Source organism: Vibrio sp. 10N.222.51.C5 (assembly GCF_041474575.1).
Taxonomy (GTDB): domain Bacteria; phylum Pseudomonadota; class Gammaproteobacteria; order Enterobacterales; family Vibrionaceae; genus Vibrio; species Vibrio crassostreae_C.
Genome location: NZ_JBFRUJ010000015.1, coordinates 33,527 through 57,265, shown reverse-complemented (window position 1 = coordinate 57,265; position 23,739 = coordinate 33,527). Strand labels below are relative to the sequence as shown.

The following is a 23,739-nucleotide window of genomic DNA, read 5'->3' as shown; positions in this document are numbered from 1 at the left end:
AATCTTTTAAGAAGCGGCCTGTATAACTTCTCGCATTGCTGTTCATGATGGAGCCCATCTTATGGCGACTATATTAATAACGACTGTTTTGAGTTTTTAATCTGATACCGATAATGAACATGCAAAGCTAGCTGAAGCCTGCCTCTTTCCTTTCAAGCAAGGCTTTTATTGAACGCTCTGCGAGCTCTAGTAATTCATCAACTTGTCGAAATGCCGCATCATGACTCTGTTCTAAACATAGCTTTTCTAAAGCTCGAGCTAATTCACCCAAAGGGCGATTACCTAACGAAAGCGCTGTGCTGCCGAGAGTGTGGACCTCGAACTCAAGTGTTTGAGCGTCTTTCTGCGTGACTGCCTCTTTTATAGCGACCAAGCGTGTTTGTGATTCTTCGACATAATGGTCGATCAAGATAGGGATAATGTCCGCACTTGTATCGCGAATCATTTGCTCCAGAACGCTTTCATCGACAAGCTCGCTCACTTGTTGTGAGTTTAGATTTGTAGCTGCGTCTGACGCTAAAGTAGAATTCATCAAACTAAGTCCTTTTATTGAGCTTAATATCTGTTAATACTATTAAGTTTTAGTCATTTTCTAGAATAATTTCAACTGGTTGCCGTACAAATAGAGCATTTAATTGGCATCTCACTCATCTTGCTATTGGGTTTGTGACAAACCTAACGGACTGATTTTATTTTGTTTTCTCTTATGAAATATAAACTTAGGTGCCTATAAAGCCTAAGGTGCGGGTAGATCTCAGAAGAAAACGAGCCCGATACAAATAAAAAAGACCACTGCAGTGAATTAACAACAGTGGTCTTAGAGCGGGGTAAGCAGTTTGGGCTAATCTAAATAGCGATAACGCAAATAGCGATAATTTAAACAGCCGAGCTTTAAATCACGAAAAGTAGGACTACGAAGCTTTATCAATCTTTGGCTTTGGGTCGGCTTCTACTTCTTCCTCGCTACTTTCTGAGAAGATATCAGCAACAGCGCTTCTCTCGAGTTCACCTTTTAGATTACCGTCTTCATCAACAACTGGAAGAGAGTAGTCACAAGACATAGTGTCCGGTAGCACTTCTTCAATCACCGCATCTGGTAAGATGGCAGGGACTTCTTCGTATATCTCATCACTAAAATCATGTACCGATGAATCTTCAACTGCGTCTTGTAGGCTCTCTTGTGTGACTAGGCCTTGATAGCCGTCATCCGTTACGTGATAAGCGTAATCGTTTTTCAGCATCTTCATCTGTGCCAGAGCACCTTCAATCGTTTCTGATGTGATTCGATACAGAGGAGGCTGCATAACGGTTTCAACGGTCAGTGCACGAGCACGGTTTACGTCTTTCACGAACGCTTCCACGTAATCATCGGCTGGATTTAGCAGAATCTCATGTGGTGTGCCTTGTTGTACTAACTCGCCGTCTTTCAAAATTGCGATTCTATCGCCTAGGCGGAGTGCTTCGTCCAGATCATGAGTGATGAAAACAATCGTCTTATGAAGCTTCTCTTGAAGTTCGATAAGCTGATCTTGCATTTCACTTCGAATCAAAGGGTCGAGTGCCGAAAAGGCTTCATCCATTAACAAGATTTCAGCGTTAGTACACAGAGCGCGAGAAAGGCCAACACGTTGTTGCTGACCACCTGAAAGTTGCGCAGGGTATTGCTTGCCGTAACCTTTCAAGCCCACGGTTTCTAACCATTCGTTGGCTTTTGCTAAACGGTCTTCTTTTTTGATGCCTTGTACTTCCAACCCGTACGCAACGTTTTCAACCACAGTGCGATGAGGCATTAAGCCAAAGCGTTGGAATACCATCGACATTTTATGACGACGGAACTCTTCTAGCTGTTTAGTGTTGAGGCTCATCACATCAATGCCTTCAACCATGATTTTACCTTGAGTCGGGTCAATCAAACGGTTGAAGTGGCGAATCAGCGTCGATTTACCCGAGCCAGAAAGCCCCATGATAACGAAGATTTCACCACGGTTAATCTCAAGGTTGATCTCTTTTAAACCAACGGTATGACCCGTATCCGCAAGAATCTGATCTTTGTGTTCGCCGTTTTGAACTCGGTTCATAACAGACATTGGTTTCGGTCCAAACACCTTGTACAGACCACTAATTTCAATCAATGGTTTAGTCATGCTTGAATCCTCCTAAATGCGCATTAGTTCTTCTTGCGTACGCCTGAGAAGCGCGGTCAAAAAGGATTGCGAGGGCAACGATGGCGAAACCATTCATCAAGCCTAATGTGAAGTACTGGTTAGTAATCGATTTGAGAACCGGTTGTCCTAGGCCTTTCACACCAATCATGGATGCGATAACAACCATAGACAGTGCCATCATGATGGTTTGGTTAATACCCGCCATGATCGTTGGCATTGCTAGAGGAAGTTGAACACCCCATAAGCGTTGCTTTTTGCTCGCACCGAAAGCGGTAGCGGCTTCAAGGACTTCTTTATCAACTAAGCGTATGCCTAGGTTAGTTAGACGAATTACAGGTGGAATCGCGTAGATAACCACGGCGATTAGCCCTGGAATCTTACCGATGCCCAGTAGCATTACCACTGGAATCAAATAAACGAACGCAGGCATGGTTTGCATGATATCGAGCATCGGCGTAACAATTGACTGAGCTCGATTTGAACGAGCCATCGCAATACCAATCGGAATGCCCAAGAATATTGAAACCAAGGTACATACAGTGATGATACTGAGCGTCCGCATGGTGTCTTCCCACATTCCAAAGTAACCAATGAGAAGTAGAGAAGCAACACAGCCTAGAGCCAGTTTCCAAGAACGGCTTGCTGCGTAGACAAGGCTGGTACACACAGCCAGGACTATAATCCAAGGTGTTGAGATAAGGAGTTTTTCAAACCAAACGAGGAATGAAAGAAGAGGGTCAAAGAGAGATTCAATCATTTCGCCGTATTCACGGGAAAATTCACGGTATGCGCCATCTAGCGTCTTTTTTATGGTTCGTAAATCACCGCGTTCCATCTCTGGAAAGCTTGATAACCAATTGCTGTCAGCCATTTTATATCCTTATAGTTCGGAGCCACTTGTCCATGCGATAAGAAAATCGCTAATGAAAAGGGCTCCGAATCATGAATAACATCAAGTATAGCGACGTTATTTCTGTTTTATTGTTGAAGCGTAATTACTTGTTATTAAATCAAGCTCTTACAGCTCTGCTTCAACTTTCTTAGCCACTTCTTCAGAAACCCATGGGTGCCATACTTCTGGGAATTCACTTAAGAAATGCAGACTCGCTTCTTCGCCATCAGCTTGGTTGTCTTCCATCCAAGCAAGTAGCGAGTTCATTTTGTCGTTCGTGAAACCACGTTTAGTAAAGTAGTCGTATGCTTCAGGAGCACGTGACGCAAAACTTTCAGTGGTAATCGTGTGAACAGGTGAAGGCGGGTACATGGTCGCTTTTGGCGATTCACAATCTTCTTTAGTGGTACAGTTAAGGAACTCTTCCTCATTAACGCCACTGCCAAAGTCGACTTTAACCATGTCGTATTTACCTAGCACAGCCGTCGGTGCCCAGTAGTAACCAAACCAAGCTTCTTCACGTTCATAAGCTTTTGCGATAGAGCCAGATAAGCCGGCACTCGAGCCTGGATCAACAATCGTAAAACCGCTGTTTTCTAGCTCAAGAGCATTAAACAGGTTTCCGGCGCTGATCTGACAGTTCCAGCCTGCAGGGCAGCTGTAGAATGCAGATGTATCTGGATCTTCAGGGTGTTTGAATAAGCTTGCGTTTTTGCGTACGCCTTCGATGGTTGCCATTTCAGGGTACTGTTTTACTAGGTAAGCTGGAACCCAAAAGCCTTCTTCACCGCCGTTCACAAGTGCTTTACCTGCGTAGCGAAGACGTTTTTCTTCAACACCTTTATCTAATGCGTCTTTTAAGCTGTTGCTCCAAAGTTCAGGTGCAACATCAGGCTGGCCTTTTTCGATCATAGACGTGCCTGTTGGCATAGTGTCGCCAGGGATAAGTTCAGCATCACACCCATAACCATGTTCAAGGATGAATTGGTCGATATTGGCGATCAGTGTTGCAGAGTTCCAGTTCATATCTGCGATTGTTACGCTGCCACATTCTCCAGCGTTAGCATTACCGCTGGCTGCTGCTACTAACAAAAATACGGAGCTTAACTTGTATTTCATATTGAGTTTCCTTTCTCTTTAATAATACAACTAAGGTAACCAAGGTAAATTGATTATCTAAATTGCTCGATGGTGATCCTTTCCGTGTATTTGAACCATTTGAGCAGAAGGAGGGATGGGTGAAGTTTGAATAGATAAACGTGCAAAGTCAGTGAAGTGTGATTTGCCAATTCATCCACTGTGTTTCAACAGCCATCGGATAACTTTGTCAAACTATTACAAATTCGTCAAAAACCACCTCTATTTATAATCTTAGGGAATAATCGTACGAATTCCATCTTTGATGCGATTTACATGGCACTTTAACCGTCTGTGTCACATTACCGCTAAAGTTAGGCGTGGGGCTGTTGATTTTTGAAGGGATTTAAAGGGGGTAAGACCATGATTGATGTGTGTGAAATGCGTTGAATGGTTTTTAAAATCTTATTTTTAATAATAACTTCGCCAAAAATACCCAATTTGGTTTTGAGTTATTCAGAGCTTTTGGAGCTTGAAGTCTAATAGGATAGGTAGCTGTCATGGTTTAATGACAGCCAGAAAGTAGCAAAAGAAAGTTACATCGGAAGGTTCAAAAACTCATTTTGATACAGCTTGTTTGCCAAGCTATCGCGAAGCTTAGCGGGGATGAATTTCATTCGATTGATTTGTCTGACCAACTCTTGTGCAAAGCTAGGCTTTTGTTTCATGTTCATCACGCAGCCCATTAGGTTGATACTTTGTGCATCAAGCAGCTTTTTCGCTTGTTCTAGGTGGTGACTCGACGTTTCACCATAGGCGACAACCATCAATGTGCTGTCACAAGCACTCGCCACAGACTGAGCCGGAATGTTGCCTTTGTTTATGTTGAGAAGCGGTGAGGTATCAATGATGACTCTGTCGTATTTCTCTAACCATTTGTTGACCACGTTTTGTAACGTTGTCGGATCTTTATAAGCCAATTGCGTTGAAGCAACTTGTGGAGCAGGTACACCGATAAACGTACGCTGAGATTCAACATGTTCAATCAATTGACCTTGCTGATTATCTTCTAGCATATTCAAATCTTTGAAAGCAGGGTTGAATAAGTTGAGGTCAACATAAAGTGTTGAATGACCCGCAAGAAGAAAACGCTCAGCTAGTGCGGTTGCAATAGATGTTACGCCGTCACCTGAATGGCAGGCGGTGACGCATATTGATTTTTGGCCGTTAAGTTCAGAAGCTAAATACAGTTGCTCGACTTCGGCATGGGTCGCTGAAATTGTCATTATAAAGCTCCTATTAATACGATGGTGGTGGTGATACGCAGTATGTCATCAAGTCCGACGCGTGCTTTTTCAATAAAGCTTTCGCGACGGTCTGGGATGTAAATCGTGTCACCAGCGCGTAGCACCGGCAAGTTGTAAATGTTCGCCGTTTTGCTGAATTCAACAAGGTCAAAAGTACGAGCCTGACCTTGGCAGCAAGACATATTGACGATGGTAATTTTTTCTACATAAGCATTGTCGGTAGGGCCTGCTGCTTCTGCCAGAATATCTAGAATGGTCATGTTGTCGTTGAACACATAACGCCCCGGATTGTTAATCGCACCAAGCACACGAACGGTTTCTTCTTTCGGTGTATCTAACCAGTTTTTGCCTTTCTCTGGGATGTAAATCGTGTCGCCAGTGGTTACGTTTGGCAGTAACGATTCGTCACCGGTTTCGAAGTACAGTGATAAGTTAAGTTTGCTTACTTGCGAATAGGTTTTGTCACGATGCGTTACTCGAACGTTGTGGATGTCGGCATCCTTTGTTGGACCGTCAGCCGCAGACAAGATATCAAGGAAGTGCATGTCTTTGGTGAAGCGGTAACGACCGGGTGCATTCACTTGTCCAAAGATGTAGATCGAAGCATCAGAGCTTTGACGAACCCATTGTGATTTATTGTCTGAAGGATCTTGTGGCAAGTCGTGAACACGCACGATAGAGCCCGCTCGAATTTGTGGCATTTGGTCACGTGGCGCACCATTTCGAATAAAATCATCAAGGTTAAACACAACTAGCTTTCTACCAGTAACAACTTCGATTTTCGATGTGTCAGCGCGTAGCGTAGGGCCACCGACGTGTGCCAATAATCCCATGAAATTCATTTCATCTGACCATTCAATACGACCAGGTCGATTCACCTCACCAATCACGTTAACTGCTCTGTCTGGCGTGATTTTCAACCAAGACTTCTCGTTCATGTCGTTTTTCTCGGGAACGAAAATCGCGTCACCAGCTTTGATGCTAGGAGGGTTAGAGTTAGGTAAGCCTTCAGTGTAAGCCGCTAAATCGAATTTAAGCACTCTGCCATCTGCTTTGATAACACGGATTTGTCGTGACTCTGCAAATCGAGTTGGGCCGCCCGCATTCGCCAAGATATCCATAAAGGTCGCGTCTCTTTTGCCTTCAAAAGCACCAGGGGCTGCGACTTCGCCCATTACGTAAACCATGTTGGCGCCGGATTTGATCTCTTCTTCTTGCTTGGGAACGAAAATGGTCGCACCCGGGCGTAAAATTGGAAGCAGACTTTCGTCACCAGAATCTAAGTAACGTTTTAGGTTGAATAGCGTTGGGGTGTTGTTCGAAATCACTCGGATTTGCTCAACACTGGCATAACGAGTTACGCCGCCCGAACGCATAAGTACGTCGACAAGGTCGGTGTTCTCTTTGTAAGTGAACGAACCCGGCGCGTTCACCTCACCAAACACTTTGATGGAGTTACGAGAATCAGCACTGTCACCTGAGTTAGCAAGCTTTGCTGCGTCAAACTCTTGCTCGATGTTACCGACTAATGGAGAAGCTGGAACGAATAGTGAATCCAGTGATTGAAGAGTAGGTAATGCTGACTCGTCTCCTGAATCAAGGAATCGTTTGTAGTTAAACTCTTTCTTATCTGCGCCTCGCTTAAGAATCAGCTTATCCAGTTGCGCGCCCGGGCGTAAACCACCCGCAGCGTAAAGTGCCATTTGGATGCTAGAACCTAATGAGAGCGTGTATTCGCCAGGCTGTTCTACATAACCTTGCACGTAGATGATGATTTGCTGCTCTTTTACATACACTGAAGCGTTCGAAAGATCTTTGTAAGCGGTTGCCAGCGACTCTAGAACGACTTTGTTAAGCTGTTCGCTGTCGTAACCCGCAACAAACACAGCGCCTACTTCTGGAAGAGTAATACGGCCACGCTTATCCACTTGGAACCCCGTGTTTAAGGTACTTTCACCGGGTACGTTAACTTGGATTAGATCACCGACTTGAACCGCGTCTGAAAACTCATCGTTAGCATTGACGACATTCGCAAAGCATAACGATAGGGTGATGATAAAAGCGATCAAGGATTTCATAATCCACCTCCCATTTTCTCGGCATTCTTAGGCGAGACAATTTCAATACTTACTCGGCGGTTCGTTAAACGCGTGCCGTCGGATTCACCTTCAAAAAGAGGGACGGTTTCGCCAACAGAGACGGCTTTGATTCGTTGAGCGCCTAGTCCAAAAATAGTCAGGTAGCGTTCGACTTGTTTCGCTCGTCCAAGTGCTAACTTGTCGTTGTATTCTTCGGCACCCGTTGCATCAGCATGGCCGGTAACAACAAGGTCTAGGGATTTGTGTTCTTTAAGTAAAGTGGTCGCCTCGGCCAGTCTTCCCATATACTTAGGATTTACTTCAGTCGAGTTTTCCGCAAATTGGTTGTCAACATTAAGTAGGTCATACAACTGTTCAATAACCGACAGTTGCATTCTAAATTGATTTTCATTTTGTGGTGGCTCACAGCGGGCTTGTGAAGTTACGTAATCCAGTTGGACCTCAAGTTCATTTAGGCGTTTTCTTTGGATTACTAAGTCGTTGGCTGCATCCAGTAGTAGACCACCTTGAAGTTCGCGAGCAATACGATTTTGCTTTTCGATTGCTTGAACAACAGCAGCGGGGAAACACCAACGAGCACCTTCTTGAATCAAAGCATCAAGGTGCAATTTAGCGAGCTGCCAATCAAAGCGTAATCCATGTTCCGGACCAAGAGGCTCGTCTGGCATGACAGGAGAGAAGTCTGAGTTTTGATAGTTAATAGAATCGTAACTTTCAGCCAAACCCCCTGTGCCTTGTTCAGGATAGCTAGTACAGCCACCCAGAACGAGAGCGGACAGAGAAAGGGCTATGTAGTTTTTCAGTATTTTCATGCCAACGTCCTATGTTTCTAATTTTTCTTATTATTTTTTGTTACTTCTAGCTTAGTGGGTCTTCATGAATTTGCAGGATTTTTTGAATTTACTGGGATAGCGTGGCCAATACGCAGCAAGTTCATAATTTCAAGAGGTTGACCCGTCACATTTTCAAGTCGCATGTTGCGCTCGCGTTCAGTCAGACGTTTGAACATATAAACAATCGCGCCAACACCAGATGAATCTAAAAACTCAACCTGACTAAAATCAACTTCGATTTCAGGGTGACCATCGTTAGAAATCACATCATCGATGTCGGTTTGTGCATCACGACTGCCTGCTGCATCCAGATCACCGAAAATAGAAAGTGTCAGTGTCGTTGTGTTTAAATCAATCTTACGTAGTTCCATAGCGATATCTCCTTTTCAGTATGTATGGACAATTGCACTGAATGTGCCAACTTTTATGTTGTTATTTTTCAATGGCTTATATTTATCGTGAATTCCCATCTCAAATTGAGAAAAGGCATTTCTCAATTTGAGAACTAAAAACGGCGGATCATATGAGAGCCATAAGTCATTAATTTAATGAATAGATGCAAGGGTTAGATAAGGTTGATGAGTGGATCGCATCTTCTAGCAAAGATTGTCTAACTGCGTGTTAGAGCACTTACGATTAAAAGCATTTGTTGACCACTACAGTTATTAATACGGAGAAGATGATGAGATTAACCAAACTGGCTTTAGCCACTCTATGGGTGTGTTCGCTTTCATCTCATTCATCCTATTTACCTCCGGACTATTTGGTGCTTGCAAACTCCTACCAGCAAGGCATTGATGTTTCTGAATACTGGAAGAGTGAAAAGCTTGATGGGATTCGGGCTCTTTGGGACGGACAACATCTTTATACACGCAATGGTAATCGCATTTACTCACCGAAGTGGTTTACTGAAAACTTGCCTAAGGTCCATCTCGAAGGAGAGTTGTGGGCAGGAAGGGGCAAGTTCCACCTTGTTCAATCTACCGTTCTCGATCATACGCCGAGTGACACAGCATGGCGCCAAATCGATTTCATGCTGTTTGATATGCCAGGCGCTGCGGGAGATTATCAAAAGCGCTATTACAACATTTTGCATTGGGTAAGCGTGATTGGAGAATCTCATGTCAGCTACATAGAACATGTACCAATTCACAGTGAAGAGGCTTTGTTTCATCAACTTGATAATGTCGATGAGCGTAATGGCGAAGGTTTGATGCTTAGAAAAATCACCAGTCGTTATCAAGCAGGCCGAAGTAATGATTTGTTAAAACTGAAAAGGCATCATGATGCCGAAGCCACAGTTATTGGCTACAAGAGCGGGACAGGGAAGTACAAAGGGATGATGGGGTCAATTTTGGTTCACACAGAAGAGGGTGTGGAATTTTATATAGGCAGCGGGTTCAGTGACCAAATGAGACTCGCACCGCCAGAGATCGGAAGCCGTATTACCTTTCGCTACAATGGTTTTACTCAAAACGGAAAACCCAAGTTTGCGCGCTTTGTTCGAGAGAAGAGTGAATACTAAGGCAGATGCGATCTACCTGACCATTAAACGAAAAAGAGCCCTGAAAATCAGAGCTCATTTTTGTGTTCGAAATCAGATAGACCGACTTAGCGAGTGCGAATCTAACGAGAACTAAATTCTAACTGTACGTCATCATCCTGCTTGTGCATCCAGTGTAAGCGCATACCTAGCATAATCGCTGCTGACGTTAGACCGATAATGAAACCAATCCAGAAACCGTGTGCGCCCATAGGTTCAACAATCCAATCTTTCATTCCTAAGATGTAGCCGATAGGAAGACCAAGCAACCAGTAAGCTACGAAGGTAATGTTGAAGATTGAACGCATGTCTTTGTAGCCACGCAGAGCACCTGCAGCGATAACTTGGATGGCGTCGGTGCATTGGTAAACCGCCGCGAACAACAGCAACTGCATTGCAACCATAATTACTGCCGTGTTCTCTGTGTAAAGTAATGCAACCTGTTCTCTAAACAGAATCGTTAACGCCGCTGTCATAAGGGCTGTCACTAAACCAACAATGATACCCACGTGTGTCGCGATCTTCGCACCTTCGGTGTTGTTTTCGCCCAACTTATGGCCAACACGAATACTCACGGCTGCACCGATACTCATTGGAATCATGAAGACCAGCGAAGAGAAGTTGATCGCGACTTGGTGCGCGGCAACAATCAATGAACCTAATGGTGCAACTAACAGAGAAACCACCGCAAACAGAGTTACCTCGAAGAAGATAGCGGCCGCCACTGGGAAACCAAGTCTAAACAGGCGAATTTGAGCTTTAAGTTGCGGCTTATGGAACGTACCGAAGATGTTGATTTTCGATAACCGTTTTGAAGTTAAAACGTAAGTGAATAGCAGTGCAAACATCACCCAGTATACGATAGCCGTTGCAACGCCACAGCCAACACCACCCAATGCAGGAGCGCCAAGTTTTCCGTATACGAACATCCAGTTAAGCGGGATGTTTAATAACAAGCCAATAAAACCAATCACCATTGCAGGCTTGGTTAAAGACATACCATCGGTAAAACTTCGCAATGTTTGGAACAACAAGAAAGCGGGTACAGCAAACATCACCGCATTCATATAGCCGATGGTCTTTTCCGCCATGAGTTGTTCAATGTCCATCCACTCCAATATCAATTGTGTTTGAAAAAGCACACCAATGATTGGAAGGGAGATGACGAGCGCTAAAAATGCGCCTTGTTGAATTTCGAATGGAATTTTTACTTGTCGACCAGAACCATTCAGTTGTGCAACGACAGGAACCAACGCCATCAATAGACCAACACCAAATAGGATTGATGGTAGCCAGATACTTGCTGCAATCGAAACCGCCGCCATATCGATAGCACTTACGCCACCGGCCATTACGGTATCAACAAAACCCATTCCAGTTTGTGCAACGGATGCGATCAATACTGGGGCCGCAAGTTTAATTAGATTCGAGGATTCTTCTTTGTAACGATGCACAAACAACTCCAAATAAGAGGGAAAATTAGAATAATAGTGTAGGAAAGGACATTCTGAAGGAATCAGAGACAATGATCTTAGGCTTCCACTGGACGAATCATAAAGAAATGTCACAATAACTGCTATGAAAAACTGTTATTAGAATGCTAAATAGGAATCTTATGTTTACAGGTATCGTTCAAGGTATGGCAACACTGGTTGCTATCAACAAAAAAGAGTCGTTTCAAACTCATACCATTGAGCTAAGCGATGAAATGGTTGAAGGATTAGCCATTGGTGCTTCAGTAGCTCATAACGGTTGTTGCTTAACGGTAACGGAAATTTCAGGTAACCAGATTGCTTTTGATTTAATGCAAGCGACATTGCGATTGACGAACTTAGGCCAACTGAATGTTGGTGACAAAGTGAATGTTGAGCGTGCAGCAAAGTTTGGTGACGAAATTGGCGGGCATAGCATGTCTGGCCACATTACTCTGATGGCTAACCTAGTCGATGTGATTAAAACAGAAAACAACCGTACACTTTGGTTCGAACTACCAGAAGAATCGATGAAGTACGTATTGAGTAAGGGTTACATTGGTGTTGATGGTTGTTCATTGACGATTGGTGAAGTGGAAGAGAACCGTTTCTCTGTTCACCTGATCCCAGAAACTCTGAATCGTACTCTGTTTGGCGGCCGTGAAGTAGGCGACCAAGTGAACATTGAGTTCGATCCACAAACGCAGGCAATTGTTGATACTGTCGAGCGTGTATTAGCGAACCAGGAATAGCCACTAAGCGCATTGAATCGGTGGCAATAAAATCACACCGATGACCAAATTAAAAAAGAGCACGTGAGGTGCTCTTTTTTGATCATGGTTTAAACGAGAAACTGATTGTCAGAATACTTGTTCATCATCGGCATCAATCGAAAGGTTGATTCTGTCTCTTACTTCGTCAACCTGCATATCCAAATGAATGGCATTGCAACATGCTGGGCAATCGTCATAAAAATCTTGGCTCCCATTAGAAGCATCAAGCGTTATGCTGATGGCATGCCCACAGTGGGGGCAGGAGACATGTTTCTCTGTGTATTTATGCATCGCGAATTCTCCTCACTGTAACTTGTTCCAATCGTAGTAGCTTTAAAGATCGCAGTAGCGTTATAGAACGCAATAGCTAGCTGTGATTGGTATTAAACGGCCTGTATCTTCTGAATGCATGCTTCAGTGTGTGCTAAATATTCGCCGCCAAATTGATTGCAGTGGTTAAGAAGATGGTACAAGTTGTAAATGTCTTTCCGATCAGTATAGCCCACGTCGAGTGGATTGACGCTCTGGTAACCTTCATAAAACTCTTTAGGGAAACCTTCAAACAATTCCGTTAATGCCAAATCGCATTCATGGTCCCCCCAGTAACAAGCCGGGTCGTAACAGATTGGCCCAAAGGCTGAATTTGCTACATTGCCATTCCAAAGATCCCCATGAAGCAAAGAAGGGCGAGGGTTGTGGCCAGCAAGACGCATATTCACCACATCAACGATGTCATCGATATCACCAAACTCGATGCCTTTCTCTTTGAGCAGTTGCAGTTGGAAACCAATGCGTTGCTCAGAGAAAAAGCGACCCCATTTCTTATGCCAAGGGTTGGGTTGAAGTGTGCTGCCGATATAGTTGTCTTGGTCGCAACCAAACTCTTTTTGCTCGCCCCATTGATGAAGCCGCGCAAGCTGAACGCCGAAATCGAAGCTATTGTTGCCCGTCTCGAGCGGTTTGGTCGGCAAGTAATTCAGAATAATGAACGAGCACTCTTTGGTTTTGCCAATAAGCACCAACTCAGGAACGTAAACAGTGGAGGTTTCTCTTAACAAGCGTAAGTTCTCAGCTTCAATTTCAAACTTAGGTAAAAATTCTCGCTGATTCACTTTCACAAAGTAACGCTCATTACCATCGCTGATCATATAGCAATCGTTAATGTCGCCACCAGAAACCTTGGTACGTTCAGTAATCTGAAAGTTAAATAGAAGAGTATCTGAAAGTTGTTGAGAAATGGCCTGCCACATAGGAAATCCTCAAAGACTGAAAGTTAAAAAGGTTGAAGGTTAGAAATACTGTTTGTTTAATAGCGTTAGTTTAGGATAAATCTGAACAATTTATAGACGCACTCGTCAATGTTCTTAGCTCTTCTTCATCTTACGTAGAATCAATTGGCCGAATTGTGAACTCGAACTGATTCAAGCTCTTTGAAATACAAACATAAATTGAAAACCTGACGTGATGAAATAGTTTGGAACTGGTCTCACAATCGAAACGGTTTTGAACGCCACAAACTGGAAAAGAGGTTTGAGCTTGTTATTGTCTAGCGACTAAATCAAATGAGCTTTTAGAGTAAGTTGAAAGGGCTATTGTTAACTGGCGCAATACTTTGCTTCAAAGTTTGTCTTACACTTCTTTAGCGTGAATTTACTTATGTCGTAAGTAGGCAGGTATACCACATAAAGCTATATCGATTTAATTTTAAGCTGAAATACTAACTAGGATCATTTAAATGTAGTTTTGGGCAATAAAGTGATGACAAATAGCTTCATTTACATAGTATTAGGCAAGTACGTATTAATCTGCTCTAGAGCTTAAAACGGAGAATTATTGTGGTTGTAGAAACCGATGGCTATTTGGCTTTAATCGAGCACCTATCATTCAACCTTGATGTGTTTACCAATAGTAATGGTGATACTGGAAACGAAAGTGTCGAAGACATTGTTACCGACATGATTTCAACAAACATCATGGCTATTTTCGAGCAAAACCCAGAGTTGCATTCGAGCGTTCGTTTTCAACTTTTGAAAGAAGCAGATGCCGTAGTAGCGGATCTTGGTGAAGTATTAGCGGGTGTGTGGGCTAAGAAAGCGACTAACGAACAAATTGTATTCCTCGATGAGTACATCGCGTTAGTGAAGAACCTGTTTGATACTGCTGTTGCTAAATACGATTAACGGTTTGTTTGCTCATTTATCGTCGTAATTAATCAGCATAATAACAACGGGCGTTTAAGTCGTATCTTTCTAGAGTTACCTCGCTCAGCGGTTTATCTTTCGAACCGCTATAAACGCCTAAAGTGCCAAAACTTGGATGCCCAGTAAGGGTTATCTAACCTAGAAATAATGACACCTTTCGATGTCGAGGCATGTAGAAATTGGTTGTTTCCTAAATAAACGCCTACATGTCGCACCGTCATCGAAGTCTTGAAAAACACCAAGTCACCGCTTGTTGCCTGCCCATACGCAATTTCTTTTCCCTTTTTACTCTGGTCTTTTGTGGTTCTTGGTAGAGCTTGTTGAGTCGCATTTTGCACGGCGATTTGAACAAAAGCAGAGCAATCTATACCTCGAAATGATGTCCCACCGAAATGGTATGGCACACCTTTCCACTGTTCATACACGCTCATATAAGCGTTTGTAGTCAATTGTTCTGACTTTGATAGGGGTTTCTGTGCGGTTTGACTAAGCTGAGAAGGCGAAGGTGACGAGCTACAAGCAGCCAATGTTGCTAAAGTTATTGTAACTACAGCCATTTTTCTGATTTTCATATGTAACTCTTCTGACAAAAAACTGAAATAAAAACGTCATCAAGGACTTCTAGTATACGACCTAACTTAAGGATATCTCTTTTCGTAGTCAAACTGGATTTCACATGCCCGACACAAATTTATCAATAAAACCCTCACGTTATACATTCTCGCTCATTCAAACCGTCACTGCTGTATTTATTTCCATTCTTTTACTTGTTACTTTTTTATCAATGGTTAGCATTCGGGGCGTTGAACGGGTCGGGGGACATTTTGATGCACTCTCGGAACAAGCATTACCCCTTGCTCTACATAACGCCGAATTAACGCAAAGCGTATTAGAACAAGTAAAACTTCTCACTTACAGCACCCAATCAACCGACTTAGATACACTGAATGCCACAAGGGGCTCAATTGACCAACTCGCTACAGAGAGCAATACCACGCTAGAGGAACTCCTTTTTATCTCCCAATCTTTTCCTGATGCAATCTCTTTAGAGCAACAACAAATCCTTGTCGATGACATGGCGCAACTGCAAGCTATGACCAACACGGTACTGCTGGCGCAGATTGAGATTCAAAGTAAGCAAAATCTGATCGACAGTAAAATGGGCGAGTTCCGTTATGGCGTTGGATCTATCGGACCAGAAATGAATCGAATCAGCTCATTCTTGGTTGAAGACAACCCAGAAGCGAGCGATGCAGCGAACCGATTCACATCCAGTGCGTCTGCTATGGCGAACACCTTCTTGATGCTGATGATGCAATCTGACATTGATAAAGCACAAGACGAATACCGTCAATTGAGAAACCGAATCGCAGGCCTTAACTTGGCTTACAGCGATTTTGCTGATTGGCACCCAGACATCGCTGAGTTCGCGAGCTTAACGGCGCCTTACGAGATGGTCAAAGAAGGCTTTACCGAAGAAGGCGTAATCAAACAAATCCTCTTGAAACTCGAACTGGTTCAGCAGCAAGAGCAGAACTTAACGCAAGTTATCACCCTCGCGAATACCGTCATCAGCACATTGAATCAGTTGTCTTCTACCGCTTCCCACCTGATTGATGAAAGTGAACTGATTGTAAATCAAACCATCACCAATATTGATCGTGTGTTGTTTATCAGCGGGCTAGTGATTGCCGTAATCATTGTGATTTCATGGTTCATGTTACGCCGTTGGATGAATAAAGGGCTTAGAAACATTACTCAACAGTTGAGTTCACTGGCAGATCATGACTTCTCTAAACAGAGCGAATTGCTTGGGCCGTTAGAGCTGCAAGTTATTACTTCAAAGCTCAATACGGTCGTTGATTCAACCGCAGACTCGGTTCGTTTAGTAACGCGTAACTGTGAGACGCTTTATCAAACGGCAGAAGTAAGCCACGACGCTGCAGAGCAAACCAATTCGAGCTTGAACGAGCAGAACGAATCACTTCAGAATATGATCACCACCATTACGGAGCTGGAAGCATCGATTGGTGAGATTGCTCGTATTTCTAACGCATCGAACGACGATGCTCAAATAGCAGAAGATGAGTCAGTGAATGGCAGCCAAGTGGTTGGCCTTAACCAACAACGATTACAAGCGCTTGAGCACTCTCTTAGCATGAGTGAAGAGTCGATGGCTGACTTGGATGGTCGAGTGAAACAGATTCGTGAAATGGTCGATATGATCAGCGGAATCGCTGAAAACACCAACTTATTGGCACTGAACGCTGCGATAGAAGCGGCGCGAGCAGGTGAACAAGGTCGAGGTTTTGCGGTAGTTGCAGACGAAGTGCGTAAATTGGCGAGCGGCACATCCCAGCAAACCACCAATATTCGTAGCATGATGAACGAGCTAGTAGCGGCAGCCGATCGCTCACGTGCTTCTGTAACGGAATCGAGAAGTGAGATGGCCAATGCACTGGAAACCAGTGGCGATGTAAGACAAGCCTTCGAGAAAATCGAATTTGCGGTTAGCCAGATCAAAGGGCGTGTTGAGCAAATCATGGTGGCTACCGAAGAACAAGCTCGTGCAACTGTCGATGTTACCCATTCAATCACTCGAGTATCTGAGCAGGGCGAGAATACTAAGCTGCAACTTGAATCTATGATCGAGAGTTCAGAGCAAGTCGGAGAGATAGCAGGGCACCAACAAGCCATGCTTCATAAGTACGTATTGAAGTAAGTGTGTAAACGTCGTCCGGAAGTGGGAATTGCCGCTGAAAGGTGAGAAGCTACGCATATAAAAATGGTGCAATCTCTTATGAGTTTGCGCCATTTTTTATTATTTTCTTGAGGCGTTAGGTCTTGTCTTTCGAATGAGGGAAGGAAGCGAATGGTTGGCGTAACATTAAATCTAGCCGTTGCTCTTTACCATCTTGAATCTCGGGAACACCAATATGCACCTTGTCATGACCAAGCTTGGGTTGGGCGCGGTAAGTCTTAAACCAGATGTCCCACACTGATAAAAAGAAGCCAAAGTTTGAGTGCGTTTCCTTAACAATGACCGAGTGATGAACGCGGTGCATGTCTGGGGTCACAATCACTTTTCTTAATCGCTTATCAATCCAAAGTGGTAGGCGTGCATTGCTATGGTTAAACATCGCGCTCGCATTAAGAACAATTTCTAAGATCACGACAGCAATGACAGGCACACCTAGCGCGATCACCAAGCTCACTTTGATAAGCATTGAAAGAATCATCTCAATAGGGTGAAAGCGCGTTCCGGTTGTGACATCGATATCGAGGTCCGCATGGTGAACTCGATGTAGCTTCCACAACCAAGGAACACGGTGAAACACCAAGTGCTGTAGGTAAATGGCGCAATCTAACAGTAATACACAAATCAAAATGGTGAGTTCTTTCGGAAGTGACAGGGTAGTGAACAAACCCCATTGATTTTCTTGTGCGATAACCGCCGCTTGGAAGGCTGCGATAGGAATTAAAGTGGCCAATAGAAAGCTGTTCAAAGCAACCAGCGCAAAGTTGTTTCCCCAGCGAAACCATTTGCTTTGAGTCAGTGCTTTACGAGGAAAACGGTATTCCCAAAGCGCACACAGTCCGAAAACGACAATAAAACAAACAAGGCGAAGCAGTGATGGGTCTTGCATGGGAATTCCTTCTATCATTCTAGGGACACTGTAAGTACAATCGTGCCACTTTTCTAGATTTATCGTTATTGTCCATGAGAATCCACGCTTTTCACCGTTTATATCAACACCGTTTGTCTCTTTCTACCAAGCCGTTTAACGCGCGCGGGTGTAAAGTGGTTCGATGTGAGTTCTGTAAAATCAAACAAGACAGCTGTATCTGTGAACATCAACCAGACGTAAATACGAACGTCGCGACCATGTTGATCTTATCGGACAATGAAATACTCAAGCCAAGTAATACCGGCCGTTTAATCCTTGATACCGTTAAAGACAGCTATGCCTACCTTTGGCACCGCACTGAACCGAATCAAGAGATGATTGAGGTGCTGAAAGACGATAAATATCAGCCAGTCGTAGTCTTTCCTGAAGATTATACCGATGACAAATCGCGCGTGGTTGCAGACCTTGGTGAGATGCGAGATTCGAACAAGACGTTGCTGCTGATTTTTATTGATGGCAGTTGGCGTGAAGCACGACGTATCTTCCGTCGTTCAGAGTATCTGCAAGATTTACCCGTGTTGTCGATTGAACCAGAATCGGTTTCGCAATACATGATGCGTAAGTCAGACAACGAACAACATCTTTCGACTGCAGAAGTGGCGAGCTTGGTTTTGAAACAGGCAGGTGAAGAGCAGGGCGCTCAGACTTTACAGTTGTGGTTTGAGACATTTCGCGAAAGCTACATGCTAAGCAAGACGCGTTATAAGTCCGATCCAACCAAACCAAGCCTGAACGCTTTCATAGAGCACACTAAAAATGAGACGTCACTCTAACCTTTAACCGCTTTGTGCTGACTTGTTGTTCAAACAGATTCGAACACGAGATAAGTTTGTTATCTATCACGGTTTGTAGGGGGAGTGTTATGGATAATGCTTCCTAGATGTTTAGTTTGAAAAATTTATTTGCCCGAATTTAGGGAAAAATTGGAGAGATTTCATGTATTACGGCTTCGATGTTGGCGGCACAAAAATTGAATTTGGTGCGTTCAATGAAAAACTTGAGCGAGTAGCAACAGAACGCGTACCAACGCCTACTGAAGATTATCAACTGCTACTTGATACGATTGCCGGTTTGGTAAAGAAGTACGACAACGAATTTTCTTGCGAAGGTAAAATTGGTCTTGGTCTTCCTGGTATGGAAGATGCTGACGACGGCACAATGCTGGTTGTTAACGTGCCAGCTTCAACGGGGAAACCACTACGTAAAGACCTAGAAGCGCTTATTGGTCGTAGTGTGAAAATTGAAAATGATGCGAACTGTTTTGCGCTTTCAGAAGCGTGGGATGACGAGCTTAAAGACGAACCATCAGTAGCAGGCCTAATTCTAGGTACTGGTTTTGGTGGCGGTTTAGTTTACGAAGGAAAAGTGTTCTCTGGTCGTAACCACGTTGCTGGTGAACTGGGCCATATGCGTCTTCCTATTGATGCTTGGTTCCACCTTGGCGACAACGCACCGTTACTAGGCTGTGGTTGTGGCAAGAAAGGTTGTCTAGACAGCTACCTATCAGGTCGTGGCTTTGAATTGATTTACGAGCACTACTTCGGTGAGAAGAAGAAAGCGATCGAGATCATTCAAGCGTACAACGAAGGTGAAGCAAAAGCGGCTGAGCACGTTGATCGTTTCATGGAGCTATTGGCTATCTGTTTCGCGAACCTGTTTACCGGTCTTGATCCACACGTAGTTGTATTGGGCGGCGGTCTTTCAAACTTCGAACTTATCTACGAAGAGATGCCAAAACGTATCCCTAAATACCTACTGTCTGTAGCGAAATGTCCAAAGATCATCAAAGCGAAGCACGGTGATTCAGGCGGCGTGCGTGGTGCTGCATTCCTTAACATTAAGTAGTCGTGGCTTAAGTTAAGCTAGCTAAGGTCTAGGGTTAGATAGTTAAAAAGCACAAATAAAAATGCCGCAATCTCGAAAGAGGTTGCGGCATTTTTTATTGTTCAGTGTTTTCGTTTCTTTAGCTCTTAATTCTTAGCTCTCAAGTGCAAACGAAAAGCTAGAAGCTACAGATCGAGAAAAAGAAGCCAGAGGGCTTACTTCTTCTTTTTACCAACACCAAGGTTGTCTTTTTGCTTCAACGTAAGCTTAGTAAAGCCTAGCTTACGGAAATAGTTGTCTTGGTAGTTACGAACCGCTTTAGTATCAGAAATAAACTCAAGCTGTTGCTCAGTTTTTAGATACTCAGTGATGTCGATACCTTCAGCTGCAGCGACAGCTTCTTGGATCGTGCGGTGTTCTTGTTTCGAAAACAGTAACTCTTTGTCTTCGTCTTTGTAAGTGTACAGAATGGTACGAGCCATGATGCTCTCCAATAGAATTATTACTTTGCGCGCACTCTACATAAAAACAGTACGTGGCTCAAGGTTATGATAAAAAATCTTAAGATTATCGTTCTTCAGGCTTATCGCTATTTAAGCTTTTCGTCTTTTAAGGAACGAACAGGTTGTCTTTTACAAAACGAACAGAAAAGAAAGCCCCATAACATCGAAAGCTCGATAGAAGGGGCTTCATCTATGTTTTGGCAAAGAGCTTCTAAGTCAATTAAAAAGCGGCCAAGTCAATTTAGGTGTTTGAGCTTTGAATCAAACGCGACCTTGTAGCGGAATGATCGTCACTGTCTCGCCAACTTTCACCGTATCAACCGCTGGCGAGATTTCGATTAAGCAGTTCGCTTCGCTCATTGAACGTAAAATACCTGAACCTTGCTTACCGGTTGTTTTCACTTCAAGTACGCCTGATTCGTTCATTGAGAACACACCACGGCTGAACTCAGTACGACCTTGGCGTGAACGCAATTGTTCAGTCGCTACCGCGTTCGCTTTAACTGGTGTCCAGTTGGTTTGACCTTGTAGCTTACGGATCGCAGGCTCAACAAAGTTAATGAACGACACCATCACAGCAACTGGGTTACCCGGTAAACCGAAGAAAGGTTTGTCTTCAATTTTGCCGTAAGCAAGAGGGCGACCCGGACGCATGTTGATGCGCCAGAAGTTAATCTCACCCAGCTTATCTAACGCAAGCTTGATGTAATCCGCATCACCGACAGACACGCCACCAGAAGTCAGAACCATATCGGTTTCAAGCGACGCTGAATGCAGAATATCCATCATCTTCTGTTCATCATCTTCAATGATGCCGTAATCAACGATGTCACAGCCGAGCTTTTGAAGCATGCCGATGATAGTAAAACGGTTCGAGTCGTAGATAGAGTTTGGTTTTTGCTCGCTGCCCGGATCTTGAACTTCGTCACCCGTAGAGAACACACCCACTTTAACTTTACGCAGAACAGGGCAGGCACCAAAACCTAACGACGCCATCATGCCCATTTCTGGCGCTTCGATGCGTGTGCCACGTGTAAAGACAGGTTGGCCGATTTCTAAATCTTCACCAGCCATACGGACATTTTGTCCAATTGAGATTTTCGCACCTGGGAAGCTAACCTTATCGCCATCTTGAACGGCTTGTTCGCGCATCACAACAACATCAACGCCTTCAGGCATTGGTGCACCCGTCATGATCTTAACAGCTTCACCTTGTTGAACAGTTTGCTCGTAGCTGTGACCAGCCATAACTTCAGCAACCAGTTGGTAACTATCCAGTTCTAAATCTTCACTACGAATTGCGTAGCCGTCCATTGCTGAGTTGGTGTTTTGAGGCACATTGATTGGCGAGATTACATCTTCAGCCAAAACACGACCGTAGCCCTGCAATAGTTCAACACTCTCTGTGAGATCGAGCGCGTCAATGCTATCAACAATCTTTTGTTGGCCTTGAGTAACGGTTAAACCAGCAGGAGAGAACGAATCACAACACACTGCGGGCGTGTTGTCTTTTGAAGACGAACACGACGCTGTTTTGCTTGTTTGCGAAGAAGGGTCGAATGATTGAGCATATTCGATGATGAAATCACGAATCGCTTCTAAGTCACTGATCGCCATTTGTGGCAGTTCGGATTCCACTTGGCTGTCTGCAGCAATGGCAATAATGTTGTCATCGTTCGGGTATAACCAAGGTTTACCGACTTCATCTCTGTGCAATTCAATTTTAGGGAAAGCAATGTTCTTGCAGCCTTCAACCAAAATCAGATCAAGCGTGTTGGTATCGAAACATGTCAGAAGGTAATCAAAATCAGCTTCGGCTTCTGGCGTTTCTGTCATCATCACGTGACGGTTACGAGAAGCGATCAACATTTGATTCGCGCCCGCTTTACGTAAGCGGTAACTGTCTTTACCTGGCTTATCGACATCAAAATCGTGGTGAGCATGTTTAAGAACACCCACTTTTAAACCCGCATTAGTCAGCAGAGGCAGTAACGCTTCAAGTACCGTTGTTTTGCCTGTACCGCTATAAGCAGCAAAGCCCAATAGAGGAAGGTTAGGGCGTTGTTTTGAATCTTTCATTATTGAAGCGTTCCGAATTGGGTGAGTTCTTCTGGCGTGTTCAGATTAACAAAGCAGTTAGGAGAATCGCTGAAATCAACGTATTCGGTAACACATTCTTTGTATAGCAAGATGATTTTACGATCACCACGTTCCAAAAACGCTTCTAGCTTTGGCAGAACACGTTTGTGGAATAGGGTGAATACAGGTTGCTTAAATTCGCCATCATGCGCGACAAGAATGTCACTGTCTTCTTTAACTGCAGAACAAAAACGCTCAACAAGGTCGTCACTGATTTGTGGGCTGTCGCAAGGGACAAAGCCGACCCAGTCTGTACTCGCGTTTTTAAGGCCAGCATGAATGCCGCCCAATGGACCTGGATAGTCAGGGAAGGAATCGGAAACAACCGGAGCAAATGCTTGGTAACTGTCTAAGTTACGGTTGGCATTGATGGTGATGCTGACATCTTGTTGTGACAGCTTGTTTATAACGTATTGAATAAGCGGAGAACCGTTGAGCTCAACAAGTCCTTTATCTTTTCCGCCCATGCGGCTGGCCTGTCCGCCAGCCAAAATAACCCAACTAGTTTGCGTTGGAAGCAGCATAAATATTCTCTTGTGCTTTATCTTTCTGAATAACTTGCAGAAGCGGCGATTCGGTCAAAGTATTGTCTTTGATCCACCATTGCTTCTTACATAAGTCGGTTAACGCGTTAGTTTGGTGACTAGTGATGACTAAACTCGCGCCTCTTTGAAGAAGATCTTCGGCCATTATCACCAATCTTTCAATAGATTCTTTGTCTAAAGAGGCACTTGGTTCATCCATAAGCAAGATTGACGGCTTAAGAATCCAGGCTCGTGCCATTGCAACGCGTTGACGCTCACCCCCAGACAACACAGAAATGTGTTCATCTGCCAAGGTTTCTAAACCTACCATTCTCAGCGCATTAATTATTTGAGCTCGCTTATCTTTTTGGCTCTCTTTGTTAAAGCGAATGCCATAAGCGACATTTTGGTACACCGAACCATCAAAAAGATAGGGGGTTTGATGCAGGTAGATAATGTCTTTGAACTTGAGCCTAGGGAATAAGATCTGCTGCCAGCTTTGTGTTGGAGACTGAATGCGGCCAGAGCTTGGCTGAATCAATCCAGACAATATTTTAAGTAGGGTCGTTTTACCCACACCATTATCTCCTTTGAGATAAATGGCATCGTTGGGGCCGATCGACAATTCGGGAATATGGAACAAAACACGCTCTTTGTAGCGCATTGAAATTTGCTGCGTTGTTATTTTTATACTCATG

Annotated in this window: 23 protein-coding genes; 6 read left to right on the top strand and 17 right to left on the bottom strand. The window is 43.9% G+C overall.

Annotated elements, in window-relative coordinates:
• Nucleotides 1–127: 127 nt before the first annotated feature.
• The 8 genes from AB4558_RS05325 to AB4558_RS05290 all read right to left on the bottom strand — a co-directional run bounded on the left by AB4558_RS05325 (nucleotide 128) and on the right by AB4558_RS05290 (nucleotide 8,744).
• Nucleotides 128–532, bottom strand: a complete 405-nt coding sequence (locus tag AB4558_RS05325) for an Hpt domain-containing protein (RefSeq protein WP_017059589.1) — start codon at nucleotides 530–532, stop codon at nucleotides 128–130.
• Between the two features lie 379 nt (nucleotides 533–911).
• Nucleotides 912–2,144, bottom strand: a complete 1,233-nt coding sequence (locus AB4558_RS05320; protein ID WP_017059590.1) for a glycine betaine/L-proline ABC transporter ATP-binding protein — start codon at nucleotides 2,142–2,144, stop codon at nucleotides 912–914.
• Nucleotides 2,137–3,036, bottom strand: coding sequence for a proline/glycine betaine ABC transporter permease (locus tag AB4558_RS05315; protein WP_017059591.1), 900 nt, complete (start codon nucleotides 3,034–3,036; stop codon nucleotides 2,137–2,139). Before AB4558_RS05315 ends, AB4558_RS05320 begins: the two co-directional genes overlap by 8 nt.
• Before the next feature lie 147 nt (nucleotides 3,037–3,183).
• Nucleotides 3,184–4,176: an ABC transporter substrate-binding protein gene (locus AB4558_RS05310; RefSeq protein WP_017063893.1), complete on the bottom strand. Its 993-nt coding sequence runs from the start codon at nucleotides 4,174–4,176 to the stop codon at nucleotides 3,184–3,186.
• Nucleotides 4,177–4,730: 554 nt separating this feature from the next.
• On the bottom strand, nucleotides 4,731–5,420 hold the full coding sequence (locus AB4558_RS05305; RefSeq protein WP_171732995.1) for a chromosome partitioning protein ParA: 690 nt from the start codon (nucleotides 5,418–5,420) through the stop codon (nucleotides 4,731–4,733).
• The gene (locus AB4558_RS05300; RefSeq protein WP_171732996.1) at nucleotides 5,420–7,519 is read right to left on the bottom strand and encodes an SLBB domain-containing protein; all 2,100 of its coding nucleotides are present in this window, start codon (nucleotides 7,517–7,519) and stop codon (nucleotides 5,420–5,422) included. Before AB4558_RS05300 ends, AB4558_RS05305 begins: the two co-directional genes overlap by 1 nt.
• The gene (locus AB4558_RS05295) at nucleotides 7,516–8,352 is read right to left on the bottom strand and encodes an OmpA family protein (protein WP_372117838.1); all 837 of its coding nucleotides are present in this window, start codon (nucleotides 8,350–8,352) and stop codon (nucleotides 7,516–7,518) included. The genes AB4558_RS05300 and AB4558_RS05295 overlap by 4 nt, the downstream gene beginning before the upstream one ends.
• A 62-nt stretch (nucleotides 8,353–8,414) precedes the next feature.
• On the bottom strand, nucleotides 8,415–8,744 hold the full coding sequence (locus AB4558_RS05290) for an STAS domain-containing protein (RefSeq protein ID WP_050621341.1): 330 nt from the start codon (nucleotides 8,742–8,744) through the stop codon (nucleotides 8,415–8,417).
• Between the two features lie 311 nt (nucleotides 8,745–9,055).
• Here AB4558_RS05290 and AB4558_RS05285 point away from each other — a divergent pair, with 311 nt between their 5' ends.
• Complete coding sequence (locus AB4558_RS05285; RefSeq protein ID WP_372158265.1) at nucleotides 9,056–9,898, top strand: DNA ligase; 843 nt, start codon at nucleotides 9,056–9,058, stop codon at nucleotides 9,896–9,898.
• Nucleotides 9,899–9,999: 101 nt separating this feature from the next.
• Here AB4558_RS05285 and AB4558_RS05280 read toward each other — a convergent pair whose 3' ends face one another.
• A complete protein-coding gene (locus AB4558_RS05280; protein ID WP_372158262.1) occupies nucleotides 10,000–11,370 on the bottom strand; it encodes an MATE family efflux transporter in 1,371 nt (456 codons plus the stop codon).
• Nucleotides 11,371–11,531: 161 nt separating this feature from the next.
• Between AB4558_RS05280 and AB4558_RS05275 the strand changes: the two genes are divergently transcribed.
• The gene (locus AB4558_RS05275) at nucleotides 11,532–12,140 is read left to right on the top strand and encodes a riboflavin synthase subunit alpha (protein WP_372158259.1); all 609 of its coding nucleotides are present in this window, start codon (nucleotides 11,532–11,534) and stop codon (nucleotides 12,138–12,140) included.
• A 108-nt stretch (nucleotides 12,141–12,248) separates the two neighbouring features.
• Here the strand turns inward: AB4558_RS05275 and AB4558_RS05270 are convergent, their stop codons facing one another.
• Both AB4558_RS05270 and AB4558_RS05265 read right to left on the bottom strand, forming a co-directional pair.
• Nucleotides 12,249–12,452, bottom strand: a complete 204-nt coding sequence (locus AB4558_RS05270; RefSeq protein ID WP_004733789.1) for a CPXCG motif-containing cysteine-rich protein — start codon at nucleotides 12,450–12,452, stop codon at nucleotides 12,249–12,251.
• Between the two features lie 92 nt (nucleotides 12,453–12,544).
• Nucleotides 12,545–13,411 carry a fructosamine kinase family protein gene (locus tag AB4558_RS05265; RefSeq protein WP_017059601.1) on the bottom strand — a complete coding sequence of 289 codons (867 nt, stop codon included), beginning with the start codon at nucleotides 13,409–13,411 and terminating at the stop codon, nucleotides 12,545–12,547.
• 585 nt (nucleotides 13,412–13,996) lie between these two features.
• Here AB4558_RS05265 and AB4558_RS05260 point away from each other — a divergent pair.
• Nucleotides 13,997–14,341, top strand: coding sequence for a DUF3802 family protein (locus AB4558_RS05260; protein ID WP_010440912.1), 345 nt, complete (start codon nucleotides 13,997–13,999; stop codon nucleotides 14,339–14,341).
• 107 nt (nucleotides 14,342–14,448) lie between these two features.
• Here AB4558_RS05260 and AB4558_RS05255 read toward each other — a convergent pair whose 3' ends face one another.
• Nucleotides 14,449–14,934, bottom strand: a complete 486-nt coding sequence (locus AB4558_RS05255) for a C40 family peptidase (protein WP_017059602.1) — start codon at nucleotides 14,932–14,934, stop codon at nucleotides 14,449–14,451.
• Between the two features lie 104 nt (nucleotides 14,935–15,038).
• On the opposite strand from AB4558_RS05255, the gene AB4558_RS05250 reads away from it, so the two are divergent.
• Nucleotides 15,039–17,084, top strand: coding sequence for a methyl-accepting chemotaxis protein (locus AB4558_RS05250; protein WP_372158256.1), 2,046 nt, complete (start codon nucleotides 15,039–15,041; stop codon nucleotides 17,082–17,084).
• A gap of 115 nt (nucleotides 17,085–17,199) precedes the next feature.
• Here AB4558_RS05250 and AB4558_RS05245 read toward each other — a convergent pair whose 3' ends face one another.
• Complete coding sequence (locus AB4558_RS05245) at nucleotides 17,200–18,009, bottom strand: sterol desaturase family protein (protein WP_372158253.1); 810 nt, start codon at nucleotides 18,007–18,009, stop codon at nucleotides 17,200–17,202.
• A 68-nt stretch (nucleotides 18,010–18,077) separates the two neighbouring features.
• Here AB4558_RS05245 and AB4558_RS05240 point away from each other — a divergent pair, with 68 nt between their 5' ends.
• On the top strand, nucleotides 18,078–18,824 hold the full coding sequence (locus AB4558_RS05240; protein ID WP_372114790.1) for a tRNA-uridine aminocarboxypropyltransferase: 747 nt from the start codon (nucleotides 18,078–18,080) through the stop codon (nucleotides 18,822–18,824).
• Nucleotides 18,825–18,987: 163 nt separating this feature from the next.
• Nucleotides 18,988–19,896, top strand: a complete 909-nt coding sequence (nagK, locus tag AB4558_RS05235) for an N-acetylglucosamine kinase (protein ID WP_372158250.1) — start codon at nucleotides 18,988–18,990, stop codon at nucleotides 19,894–19,896.
• 194 nt (nucleotides 19,897–20,090) lie between these two features.
• Here nagK and AB4558_RS05230 read toward each other — a convergent pair whose 3' ends face one another.
• From AB4558_RS05230 to AB4558_RS05215, 4 genes are all read right to left on the bottom strand, one after another.
• A complete protein-coding gene (locus tag AB4558_RS05230; protein WP_004733780.1) occupies nucleotides 20,091–20,357 on the bottom strand; it encodes a DUF2960 family protein in 267 nt (88 codons plus the stop codon).
• Nucleotides 20,358–20,639: 282 nt separating this feature from the next.
• Complete coding sequence (locus AB4558_RS05225; RefSeq protein WP_372158247.1) at nucleotides 20,640–22,457, bottom strand: bifunctional molybdopterin-guanine dinucleotide biosynthesis adaptor protein MobB/molybdopterin molybdotransferase MoeA; 1,818 nt, start codon at nucleotides 22,455–22,457, stop codon at nucleotides 20,640–20,642.
• The gene (mobA, locus tag AB4558_RS05220) at nucleotides 22,457–23,041 is read right to left on the bottom strand and encodes a molybdenum cofactor guanylyltransferase MobA (RefSeq protein ID WP_004733776.1); all 585 of its coding nucleotides are present in this window, start codon (nucleotides 23,039–23,041) and stop codon (nucleotides 22,457–22,459) included. Before mobA ends, AB4558_RS05225 begins: the two co-directional genes overlap by 1 nt.
• Nucleotides 23,019–23,738 (bottom strand): energy-coupling factor ABC transporter ATP-binding protein, encoded by a 720-nt coding sequence (locus AB4558_RS05215; RefSeq protein WP_004733775.1) that lies wholly within the window; start codon nucleotides 23,736–23,738, stop codon nucleotides 23,019–23,021. Before AB4558_RS05215 ends, mobA begins: the two co-directional genes overlap by 23 nt.
• Nucleotide 23,739 lies beyond the last annotated feature (1 nt).

What these genes read in the sequence shown, in the direction of transcription:
- AB4558_RS05325 (WP_017059589.1), bottom strand. Translation starts at nt 532, where the DNA reads ATGAATTCTACTTTAGCGTCAGACGCAGCTACAAATCTAAACTCACAA.
- AB4558_RS05320 (WP_017059590.1), bottom strand. Translation starts at nt 2,144, where the DNA reads ATGACTAAACCATTGATTGAAATTAGTGGTCTGTACAAGGTGTTTGGA.
- AB4558_RS05315 (WP_017059591.1), bottom strand. Translation starts at nt 3,036, where the DNA reads ATGGCTGACAGCAATTGGTTATCAAGCTTTCCAGAGATGGAACGCGGT.
- AB4558_RS05310 (WP_017063893.1), bottom strand. Translation starts at nt 4,176, where the DNA reads ATGAAATACAAGTTAAGCTCCGTATTTTTGTTAGTAGCAGCAGCCAGC.
- AB4558_RS05305 (WP_171732995.1), bottom strand. Translation starts at nt 5,420, where the DNA reads ATGACAATTTCAGCGACCCATGCCGAAGTCGAGCAACTGTATTTAGCT.
- AB4558_RS05300 (WP_171732996.1), bottom strand. Translation starts at nt 7,519, where the DNA reads ATGAAATCCTTGATCGCTTTTATCATCACCCTATCGTTATGCTTTGCG.
- AB4558_RS05295 (WP_372117838.1), bottom strand. Translation starts at nt 8,352, where the DNA reads ATGAAAATACTGAAAAACTACATAGCCCTTTCTCTGTCCGCTCTCGTT.
- AB4558_RS05290 (WP_050621341.1), bottom strand. Translation starts at nt 8,744, where the DNA reads ATGGAACTACGTAAGATTGATTTAAACACAACGACACTGACACTTTCT.
- AB4558_RS05285 (WP_372158265.1), top strand. Translation starts at nt 9,056, where the DNA reads ATGAGATTAACCAAACTGGCTTTAGCCACTCTATGGGTGTGTTCGCTT.
- AB4558_RS05275 (WP_372158259.1), top strand. Translation starts at nt 11,532, where the DNA reads ATGTTTACAGGTATCGTTCAAGGTATGGCAACACTGGTTGCTATCAAC.
- AB4558_RS05270 (WP_004733789.1), bottom strand. Translation starts at nt 12,452, where the DNA reads ATGCATAAATACACAGAGAAACATGTCTCCTGCCCCCACTGTGGGCAT.
- AB4558_RS05265 (WP_017059601.1), bottom strand. Translation starts at nt 13,411, where the DNA reads ATGTGGCAGGCCATTTCTCAACAACTTTCAGATACTCTTCTATTTAAC.
- AB4558_RS05255 (WP_017059602.1), bottom strand. Translation starts at nt 14,934, where the DNA reads ATGAAAATCAGAAAAATGGCTGTAGTTACAATAACTTTAGCAACATTG.
- AB4558_RS05250 (WP_372158256.1), top strand. Translation starts at nt 15,039, where the DNA reads ATGCCCGACACAAATTTATCAATAAAACCCTCACGTTATACATTCTCG.
- AB4558_RS05245 (WP_372158253.1), bottom strand. Translation starts at nt 18,009, where the DNA reads ATGCAAGACCCATCACTGCTTCGCCTTGTTTGTTTTATTGTCGTTTTC.
- nagK (WP_372158250.1), top strand. Translation starts at nt 18,988, where the DNA reads ATGTATTACGGCTTCGATGTTGGCGGCACAAAAATTGAATTTGGTGCG.
- AB4558_RS05230 (WP_004733780.1), bottom strand. Translation starts at nt 20,357, where the DNA reads ATGGCTCGTACCATTCTGTACACTTACAAAGACGAAGACAAAGAGTTA.
- AB4558_RS05225 (WP_372158247.1), bottom strand. Translation starts at nt 22,457, where the DNA reads ATGAAAGATTCAAAACAACGCCCTAACCTTCCTCTATTGGGCTTTGCT.
- mobA (WP_004733776.1), bottom strand. Translation starts at nt 23,041, where the DNA reads ATGCTGCTTCCAACGCAAACTAGTTGGGTTATTTTGGCTGGCGGACAG.
- AB4558_RS05215 (WP_004733775.1), bottom strand. Translation starts at nt 23,738, where the DNA reads ATGAGTATAAAAATAACAACGCAGCAAATTTCAATGCGCTACAAAGAG.